This is a genomic window from Collinsella sp. 4_8_47FAA, from assembly GCF_000763055.1.
Taxonomy (GTDB): Bacteria; Actinomycetota; Coriobacteriia; order Coriobacteriales; family Coriobacteriaceae; genus Collinsella.
Genome location: NZ_KN214135.1, coordinates 95,903 through 105,719, shown reverse-complemented (window position 1 = coordinate 105,719; position 9,817 = coordinate 95,903). Strand labels below are relative to the sequence as shown.

General features: G+C 59.8%; 6 protein-coding genes. All 6 read left to right on the top strand.

Going from position 1 to position 9,817, the window contains the following annotated elements:
* Positions 1–429 (top strand): IS256 family transposase (locus HMPREF9463_RS03825; RefSeq protein ID WP_035137334.1); only part of this gene is annotated, 429 nt, incomplete at its 5' end.
* A 268-nt stretch (positions 430–697) separates the two neighbouring features.
* Positions 698–2,221, top strand: coding sequence for a C69 family dipeptidase (locus tag HMPREF9463_RS03820; protein ID WP_035137333.1), 1,524 nt, complete (start codon positions 698–700; stop codon positions 2,219–2,221).
* 148 nt (positions 2,222–2,369) lie between these two features.
* Positions 2,370–2,786: a hypothetical protein gene (locus HMPREF9463_RS03815; protein WP_035137332.1), complete on the top strand. Its 417-nt coding sequence runs from the start codon at positions 2,370–2,372 to the stop codon at positions 2,784–2,786.
* An 8-nt stretch (positions 2,787–2,794) separates the two neighbouring features.
* Positions 2,795–4,558: an ABC1 kinase family protein gene (locus tag HMPREF9463_RS03810; RefSeq protein WP_035137331.1), complete on the top strand. Its 1,764-nt coding sequence runs from the start codon at positions 2,795–2,797 to the stop codon at positions 4,556–4,558.
* 430 nt (positions 4,559–4,988) lie between these two features.
* Entirely contained in the window at positions 4,989–8,771 is a 3,783-nt protein-coding gene (locus HMPREF9463_RS03805; RefSeq protein ID WP_035137330.1) for a DUF4430 domain-containing protein, read from the top strand.
* 9 nt (positions 8,772–8,780) lie between these two features.
* A complete protein-coding gene (locus HMPREF9463_RS03800) occupies positions 8,781–9,683 on the top strand; it encodes a DUF4430 domain-containing protein (protein WP_052044064.1) in 903 nt (300 codons plus the stop codon).
* Positions 9,684–9,817: the final 134 nt, after the last annotated feature.

Here is a 9,817-nt window from a genome sequence, read left to right as displayed (position 1 = left end):
GACCTCGCGCGCTGCGTGTGGGCCGAGGCGGCGCCCTGGGTGGCGTCGGTGTCCGCCAGGGCCGGCGAGGTCTTCGAGCAGGCCGAGGACTCCGCGCTGGCGTTCACGGCCTTCCCCAGGGCGCACTGGGCCAAGCTCCGCACCAACAACGTCCAGGAGCGCGCCAACCGCGAGATCAAGCGCCGCTACAGGGTCGTGCAGTCCTTCCCCTCGAGGGAGTCGATGCTGCGCCTGACGTGCGCGAGCCTCATGGAGACCGAGGGGCAGTGGTCCCAGCAGCGCGTGTTCTCCGAGGCCTCGGCCGCCGAGGGCTTCGCCGAGCCCGCGGACAGGCCGGCCCCGACAGAGGGGAGGCGCCGCGCGCTCGGGCGGCGCGCCAGGGAGATAGTGGACGAGATAGTCGAGAGGCGCGGTCTCAAGAAGGAGTAACATCGGGACTTGCAGCGACGGACCTCAGGACGCTCTTACACCACGTCTGCGCGCGCCACCAATAACGTTGTCTTGCTTTTTCACAAATGGGGATTTCCGGCACTCGTTACAAGGAAATTTGCTGCTACTAAATTGGTGACAGTACTCATATTTGGTATTTTTTGACCACAGGGGTCCCGAGGGGGTCTCGAGGGGTCGCGGTTTCGCCCTTTTTGCGCCGAAGCGATACACTGTTGCCGTTTGATTTCTTCGCTCAAGGAGGATGCGCATGCCGTGCACAACGATTCTGGTCGGTAAAAACGCAAGCTACGACGGGTCGACCCTGGTCGCGCGTAACGAGGACTCGTCCAACGGGGTGTTTGAGCCCAAGCGCATGCGCGTGGTGCATCCCGACGAGCAGCCGCGTGTCTACACGAGCGTCTTGAGCCACCTGACCGTTGAACTGCCCGACAATCCCATGCGTTACACAAGCGTCCCAGACGTTGTCCCGGGTCATGGCATTTGGGCAGAGGCTGGCTTCAACGAGCTCAACGTTGGCATGTCCGCAACCGAGACGCTCACCACCAACGAGCGCGTCCGCGGCGCCGATCCGCTCGTGGACTACGTGCCCGCCAAGGGCAACGAGGGCGAGGACGGCTATGTTCCGGCGCAGCCCGGCGGTCTGGGTGAGGAGGATATGGTGACCCTGGTGCTGCCGTACGCCAAGTCCGCCCGCGATGGTGTGCGCATCCTGGGCGACCTGCTCGAGCGCTACGGTACCTACGAGAACAATGGCATCGCCTTTAGTGACGTTGACGAGATCTGGTGGCTCGAGACCATCGGCGGCCACCACTGGATCGCCAAGCGCGTGCCCGACGACGCCTATGTGACCATGCCCAACCAGCTGGGTATCGATAGCTTTGACCTGGACGACGCCGAGGGCGCCCAGGTTGACCACATGTGCTCCGCCGACCTGCGCTCCTGGATGGCCGAGTGGCATCTGGACCTGACGCTGGGCGTTAAGGGCGACGGTCCGGCGACGGTCTTTAACCCGCGCGAGGCCTTTGGCTCGCACAGCGACAGCGACCACGTCTACAACACGCCGCGCGCCTGGTACATGCAGCGCTGCCTCAACCCCAGCGATGTGTGGGACGGTCCCGAGGCCGACTACACGCCCGAGAGCGATGACATCCCCTGGAGCCGCGTGCCCGAGCGCAAGGTGACCATCGAGGATATCAAGTACGTGCTTTCGAGCCACTACCAGGGCACGGAGTACGACTGCTACGGCAGCAAGGGTACGCCCGCCACGCGCGGCGCCTATCGTCCCATCGGCATCAACCGCAACAGTCAACTCGCCGTGCTGCAGCTGCGCCCCTATGCACAGCCGGCGTATCGCGCCGTGCAGTGGATGGCGTTTGGCTCCAACTCGTTTAACGCGCTCGTGCCGCTGTACGCCAATGTCGAGACCATGCCCGAGTACTATGCCGACACGCAGGCCCGCGTGACGTCCGAGAATTTCTATTGGGCAAATCGCCTGATCGGTGCCTTGGCCGATGTTCGCTTCCACGAGTGCGGTCGCGCGGTCGAGGATTATCAGGAGAAGGTCGGCGGCATGGGCCACAAGCAGATTCACGACGTTGACGCTGTCGTAGCCGCGCTGCCCGAGGCCGAGGTGCCTGCCGAACTCGCCCGCGCCAACGAGGCCTTTGCCGAGCTCGTACGCGTGGAGACCGATGCCCTGTTGGGCAAGGTGCTCTACACCACGAGCTGCGCCATGAAGAACTCCTTCGCGATGAACGACAACGTAAGGTAAAGACAGCCTTGCAACGAGCGAGCGGGACAAACGCCGTCAAAGGCTTTGCCCCGCTCGATTTCTATCTTGGCGTTAACACGATTTTGTGTCGTTCACTCAATCTTGGGTACAAGAAGGCCAATGCAGTTGTTCACGATTGGAGCCAACCATGGTTATGAAATTCGATCAGCTTGTTAACGGTGCCATCAACGTGGGCTTCGGCGCCGCTGCCGTTGCCGTCGAGGGCGGCAAGAAGGTCCTCGACGACCTCAATACCAAGGGCGAGCAGGTCCGCAAGGACGCCGGCACCCCCGATATCGCCCGCAGCGTGTCCGATATGTTCGAGCAGGCCGGCGGCACCATCTCCGACCTCACCGAGCGCCTGGGCATGCAGGGCGAGACTGCGGCACAGCGCGTGCTCGATGAGCTCATCCTGGCCCGCGTCCGCGTCATGACCGCCCCCGAGCGCACGGCCTTTTTGGCCCATGTGCGCGACATCGTCGATTCGGTCGAGGACAACGTGACTTCGGTGCCCGTTGAGTCCGTTGAGCCCGATGACGCAGAGGACACCGAAGAGGCCGAGTAGCAGCACAGATGGCAGATTCCACCACCGATTACAACAATCTAGATCCCTTGGGTGACGAGGCGGCGGTTGTCGATGAGGTCGATGCCGCCGTCTCGGGCGCTCGCAAGAAGCCGCGCGCTGTCGATATGGTCCCCGAAGAACCCGACGCGATGGCGCCGGACGAGGAATACCAGCTCACGCCGGCAGGTCGTCGTGAGCGCATTGGGCAGATCGTTCGCCTGGTCAAAAAGTACCGCGTATGGGATAACCTCACGCCGGTGCGCCTGCGTCGTCTGCTCGAAGAGCTCGGCCCCATGTTCGTCAAGATGGGGCAGATCCTGGCTAACCGGTCCGAGATTTTGCCGCAGCGGTTTTGCGATGAGCTGCGCCGCCTGCGCTCCGATGTAGAGCCGGTGCCATATGAGGTAGTGCTCCGCTGTCTGGAAGAGGAATACGGCCAGCGCCTGGGGCAGATGTTCGACGCGATCGACCCCAACCCGCTCGGTAGCGCGTCGCTCGCGCAGGTGCACCGCGCCCGCCTGGTGACCGGCGAGGACGTGGCCGTTAAGGTACAGCGCCCCGGCGCGCAACAGGTCATGGCGCAGGACATCGACATCATTCGCTCGGTGGTGCGCATCGTTTCCAAGTTTGTCAACACCGATCAGTTTGTTGACCTGCACGGCGTGGTCGAGGAGCTGTGGACCTCGTTTCGCGAGGAGACCAACTTTTTGGCCGAGGCCAAAAACCTCAACGATTTCTACGACTTCCACAAAAGCGTGCACGGCGTGTCGTGCCCCAAGTCCTACCTGGACCTTTGCACCGAGCACGTCGTGGTCATGGATTATGTCGACGGCATCTCGATTGCCGATCCCGAGCGTTTGGCAGCCGAGGGCTATGACTTGGAAAAGATTGGTGCCGCGATTGTCGAGGACTACTCGACGCAGGTGCTCGACGACGGCTTTTTCCATGCCGACCCGCATGCGGGAAACATCATCCTCAAGGACGGTATTGTCTACTTTATCGACTTGGGCATGGTCGGACGCATGTCGAGCCACGACCGTGGTATCGTCAAAGACATGATTTTCGCCGTGGCCGAGGGTGACGTGCCCAAGCTCAAGGATTCGCTCATGCGCTTTGCCGTGACGCGCGGCGATTCGGCCGAGCTTGACCATTCGGCCTTTTTGTCCGATTTGGACTTTATCGTGGCTGACTTTGCGGGCCTTGACCTTAAAGACTTGGATATCGGCGAGTTTTTGACCTCGCTGCTCAATCTGGCGCGCAAAAATGACGTTGAGCTGCCGAGCGTGGTGACGATGTTCGCCCGCGGCATGGTGACGCTCGAGGGTCTGCTGACCGAGTACATGCCCAACGTCAACATGATCCAGATCATCCAGACGCACATCAAAAACGAGAAGAGCACCTATGCCCGCATGCGCGAGATGGGGCGCGATCTTGCCGCGAGCAGCTATCGTGCGGCAAAAGGCTCGCTCGAGGCGGCCGAGTATCTGGGCTTGGCTTCGCGCATGCTCACACGCGGCCAGCTTAAGGTGAACACGCAGATCATGAGCAGCGATAAGGCGCTGCGACAGCTAGGTGGGATTATCGACCGCATGTCGATGGCAATTGTGATCGCCGGTCTGTTTATCGGTTCGTCGGTGGTGTACTACGCGCGCATCGAGCCGGTTGTGTTTGGTATCCCGGTCATTGGCTTTATGGGCTACGTGAGCGCGCTGGTGCTGGCGCTTATGCTGGGCCGCAATATCTGGCTCAACAGTCACGGCGGCAAGCACTAGAGGCTGCGGCCGTCACCGCATTTTCCTATCGCAAACAATAGCTTTTACCTTGGGCTTCGCCTGCGTGCGAGGCCCTTTTGCGTGATACCATTTTGACGGTAATAATCGATGGCCTAGATGGTGGTGCGGAGACGCACGAATGCGCGGTTATCCTGCGCATTTGGGAGAATCGGGGTGCAAGTCCCCGGCTGTACCAGTAACCGTAATTCCTCTTGGCTCGGGATGCTCGCGTCGCAGATCGGACGACGTGCCCGAGTCGTTAAGGTTAAGTCGGATCGCCTCCCGTCTTGCATGCGGCTGCGGCTTTTGCCGCCGGTGTGCATAGGGCTCTGGAGGGAAGGGGGTCCCGATGGGGGAACTCGAGCGCAACATGCGCGATGACGTGGGGCAGTCTCAAGGCAACGCTCCAAGTACAGACAGTAGGAGACAAATGGATATGTTTGAGGACGAGCGCCAGCGCGTCTCGCATCGCCGTGGCGCGATTGCGCGCGGTGTAGCCAAGCGCGGCCTGGTGGCATTCCTGGCCTTCGCGATGGCCTTTGGCACCACGCCGGCTCAGCTGTGGGCCGAGGGCGCTGAGGGCATTGCCGAGGCTGTGGCTCAGGCTGCGACGCCGGGCGAGGACGCAGCGCTTGCGGGCGGTGCCGCTGAGCAGAGCGGCGCCGAGGTTTCGGATTCTGGGAGCGCGTCTGCAACTAGTGTCGCCACAACTGAGGCGGCAACTGGCGACGAAGGCTCGGCGACGGGGGAGAGCCCTGCCACGAGCGAGCAGTCTTCGACGGCATCCGCTGGCCAAGCAGGATCTGCCGCCGCGGCTGCCATCCAGACAGAGAACCCGACAGAAACCGGCGATGTCGCCAAGAAGCAGGTCGAGGTCTCGTTCTCGATTATCGGCACCGATGCCGACGGCAAGGCTCAGACCTGGGTGGCACCTACGCAGCTCAAGCTCGACGAGGGCGCGACGGCTGCGGATGCCTTCATTAAGCTGCAGGAGAAGACGGGCTTCAAGGCGAAGTACGAACCGAACACGGCATACGGTTTCTACCTCGAAAGCATCACATCCCCGAGCGATGGTCGCACGCTTGCCTACGATCCGACGACTTATGCCTTCTGGCAGCTGTTCGTCGACGGCGCGTCTTCCTCGGTTGGCGCGAGCAGCGTCAAGCTCACCCAGGGGCAGAAGATTGAGTTTGCCTATACGGCTGGTAGCTCGTCCCCTGTCGTTAAAGACCAGGTTGCCGCAAATGTGACCGTCATTGGTCGCGATGCCCAGGGCAAGACTCAGACTTGGGTCGATAATACGCAGTATGTGGTGACGTCCGGTTCGAGCGCGCTTGATCTTACGAAGGTCGCACTCGAGGCGAACGACATTGACGCCGTTGCTGCGGGCTCCTTCATTCTGAGCCTTAAGTACAACGGTGTTGAGCTGGGTACGCCCCAAGATTATTCGACCTATTGGCAGCTGTTCATCAACGGCAAGTCGAGTGACTATACGGCGGACAATGTCACCATCCATGCCGGCGATACCGTCACGTGGTTCTACGGTGGCTGGGGCGACCAGTTGCCGTCCGATTCTGTCCATGCTTCTGTTCAGGTTCTCGGTAAGGACAAGGACGGCAAGCAGCAGGTTTGGGCTTCGACGGGTCAGACGAGTCTCAAGGCAGGCTCCACTGCCAAGGATCTCCTTGAGCAGACCGGCCTTAAGCTCGATGCTAGCGAATCGTCTTGGGGCTGGTTCCTCAACGGCATTTATTCGCCGTTCGATGGTAAGTCCTATGGCTGGGATGCTGCGACCAATAGCTATTGGCGCTTCTACGTAAATGGCAAGTTCGCCGACGTTGGCGCCGGTGCCTACGAGCTCCATGAGGGCGATGCCGTCACCTTTATGTATGGTGCTGACGCCGATGCCCTTCCTGGCCAGGTTCTTGGGTCTGTCGATGTTATCGGTCCCGATGTCAACGGCAACAATGCTCGCTGGGGCTCGGCAAGCAACGTTTCTCTGCCCGAAGGCTCTACTGCCCAGAACCTTATTGAGACGGTTCTGAAGGCCAAGGGCGTTACGTACAACGGCTCCCAGAGTGGTGAGTACTGGTTCCTCAATTCCATCAACTCGCCATTCGAAGACGAGACGTACGGCTATGATGGTGCGACCAACAAATATTGGCACCTGTATATCAATGGAGAGCCCTCCTTACTCTGCGCTAATCAGATTACGCTCAAGAGCGGCGATAAGGTCACACTTGCCTATACCACCGACGATTCGGCCATGCCCGATCCCGACAAGATTGTCGTGGACCCGGGTGCGACGACTCCTGATTGGGATGCCGAGTGGGCCGGCTACGGCAACAGTGGCAACGGTTCGACCGTAACGGATGCCAAGACGCCTGCGCAGGCCGCCGGTCTTAAGTGGGCCTTCGATTGGAAGGCCGAGTCTGGTCAGCAGTATGCCAACTGCAGCGAGCCTGTCATTGCTAACGGCTTTGTGTACATCGCGACCGAAAACGAGCTCATTAAGATCGATTCGTCCACGGGCAAAAAGGTTGCCTCTGCGCCGCTTGCCTCCAAGGTGAGCTATACCTCTCGTCCGATCTATACCAATGGCCTTATCATCGTTCCGCTCAACGGCGGTGCGGTCCAGGCGATTACTGCAGACAAGCTGATCTGCAAGTGGCTGACGCCTGGTTTGACGGACTTGACGCAGAGCTCCTGCACCGTCGTTTCGGACGGCGAGTACGTCTATGTAGGCTCGGTCGATATTTCGTATGACGAGAATTACAATGCGACCTACGGCAACGGCTCCTTTGCGCGCATTAAGATTGCCACGGGCGAAGTTTCTTGGCAGAACATCGACCCTGCCGAGGGCTATTACTGGACTGGTGCGGCTTTGACGGATAAGTATGCCATCGTTCCTACGAGCGCGGGTACGCTTAAGTGCATTGATAAGACGACGGGCGATGTCGTTTCGACCATGAAGCTCGGCGCTGTCGCAAATGCCGATTGCATTGCCGATCCGTCCAATGGCTCGACCTTCTATCAGATGACGCACGACGGAAAGCTCCATGTGATTTCGCTTTCGGCGAAGGGCGTGCTGAGTGAACAGAAGACGGTTGATCTGGGCCTTACGAATAATCTGAGCGCCCCTGCGGTGTCTGGTGACAATCTGATTGTCGGCGGACAGACGGCTACTGGCTCTGCTCTGGTTCTCTATAACCTGAAGACGGGTAAGACCACGATGGTCGCTGCTGCCGACGGCAAGGCGCTGCCGGCTGGCCTCAACGGTATTGCTGCTACTCCGCTGGTGAGTGTTCAGGGCGGCAAGACCTATGTGTACTTCACCGTTAACAGCGCGGATAGCAAGGATTACGTCAACTACTCTGCTGGTGGTGGCGTGTATCGCTATACGCTCGGCGATGCAGAGGCGACGCAGATTTATGATGCGGCTGGCCATTACCAGTACTGTGACTCTCCGGTCATTGCCGATGCTTCTGGCAATCTCTACTACATTAATGATTCGGGCACGCTGTTTAAACTTGGAGCTGTCGAGTCTTGGACGGTTGCCTTTAACTCCAACGGCGGGTCTGCTTGCGACACTAAGTTTGTTGCTACGGCCGATGGCAAGCTGGTCAAGCCGGCCGACCCGACGCGCGATGGCTACACTTTCGGCGGTTGGTATACCGATGAGGCTTGCACGCAGGCGTATGACTTTAGCACGCCGGTGACGGCCGATCTGACGCTGTATGCCAAGTGGACCAAGAATGCCGTTAACCCTGGCGGTAATGGCGGCGCTGGTTCGAATGGCGGCGGCGGTTCTGGTACCGGTACTGGTTCCGGCACTGGCGCTGGCACTGGCACGGGTTCCGGCTCCGGCTCGAAGGGCGGCGCTGTCGCCCCGGGTCATAAGCCGACGACCAAGACGACGGTGTCGACCAAGACCGAGACCAAGGACAACAAGTCCGACAAGAAGGACTCCGATAAGTCCGATAAGAAGGACGAGAAGAAGTCTGACAAGAAGTCTGACAAGAAGGACAGCAAGTCCGACAAGAAGTCCGATTCCAAGTCCGATACGGGTGCTGCTTCTACGACCACTGCTAAGAAGTCCTCTAGTGCTTCCGAGCAGGAGACTGGCACCAACCCGCTCGCCATTGTTGGCGTTGCCGCTGGCGTCATCGGTCTCGCCATCGTCGGCGTGTTCGTGTTCACCAAACGTCGGTAGGTGAGGGTTGTGTCCAATAAATCCAAGGACGCTGACCCCAAGCAACCAGATTCCTCGTTCATTCAGTTCGACGATGCAAAGCAACAGGGCGCCGCTTCGGCGGCGTCCGCCTCTCGTCGCAAGGCGCTCCTTGGCGTTCTTGCTGCCGCGTGCACCATTCTGATCGTCGTCTCGCTGGCCTTTGTCCATCCCTCCGAGAGCGGCGCCTGGTCCGTTGATTGGATTTTTCAGTCCGTGACGGGGGAGAGCGTCGTTTCCAAGGATGACAATGGGTCTGGCTCGTCTACCGCTTCGGGCGAGGCCAGTTCCAAGGATTCCAAATCTTCGGATGCTGCAAAAGATGAGTCCAAGGGCTCGAACGACGCCAAGGATGATTCCGAGTCTTCGCACAAGGAATCGGACAAAAGCTCGGATAGCAAGAAGTCCGATGGTCAGGACAGCAAGAGGTCTGGCGATAAATCCGCTGCCCAAAATACGGGAGCCGGTGATACTTCCAATGTGTCTGGTGGTGCTTCTTCGGGCGGTGGCCAGTCGTCTGATGGAGCCTCATCCTCTAATGGTGGAAACGCCTCCTCGGGCGGTCAGAGCGGCTCACAGGAGTCCAACTACGTAACGGTGACGGTTTCGGTCACATCGAGCGCTGCGGGCAATCCTGTGTCCTCTGGTGGTACCTTTACCTTTAACGAAGGCGCTACCGTCTACGATGCCCTGTGCGCGCTGGGCCTTTCTGTCAACGCACACGGCTCATCGTACGGCACGTATGTCTCCGCGATTGGCGGTTTGGCCGAGAAACAGTACGGCGGCACGAGCGGCTGGATGTACTCCGTCAACGGCACAACGCCCATGACGGCCTGCAGCAACTACGTTCTCTCAAACGGCGACAACGTAGTCTGGTATTACGTTACAGGCTAGAGGCCTCGACATAGCGCGCCAGACGGGCGGTTCGGATAAACATCCGGGCTGCCCGTTTTTCATGCGTAGAGGACTGGGTCGCCGGGTCTCTCGGCAAACAAAAAACCGGTTGGAATGGGAATTCCAACCGGTTA

Excerpts from the sequence above, each read along its gene's own strand:
- HMPREF9463_RS03815 (WP_035137332.1), top strand. The coding sequence starts at position 2,370 with ATGGTTATGAAATTCGATCAGCTTGTTAACGGTGCCATCAACGTGGGC.
- HMPREF9463_RS03805 (WP_035137330.1), top strand. The coding sequence starts at position 4,989 with ATGGATATGTTTGAGGACGAGCGCCAGCGCGTCTCGCATCGCCGTGGC.
- HMPREF9463_RS03820 (WP_035137333.1), top strand. The coding sequence starts at position 698 with ATGCCGTGCACAACGATTCTGGTCGGTAAAAACGCAAGCTACGACGGG.
- HMPREF9463_RS03810 (WP_035137331.1), top strand. The coding sequence starts at position 2,795 with ATGGCAGATTCCACCACCGATTACAACAATCTAGATCCCTTGGGTGAC.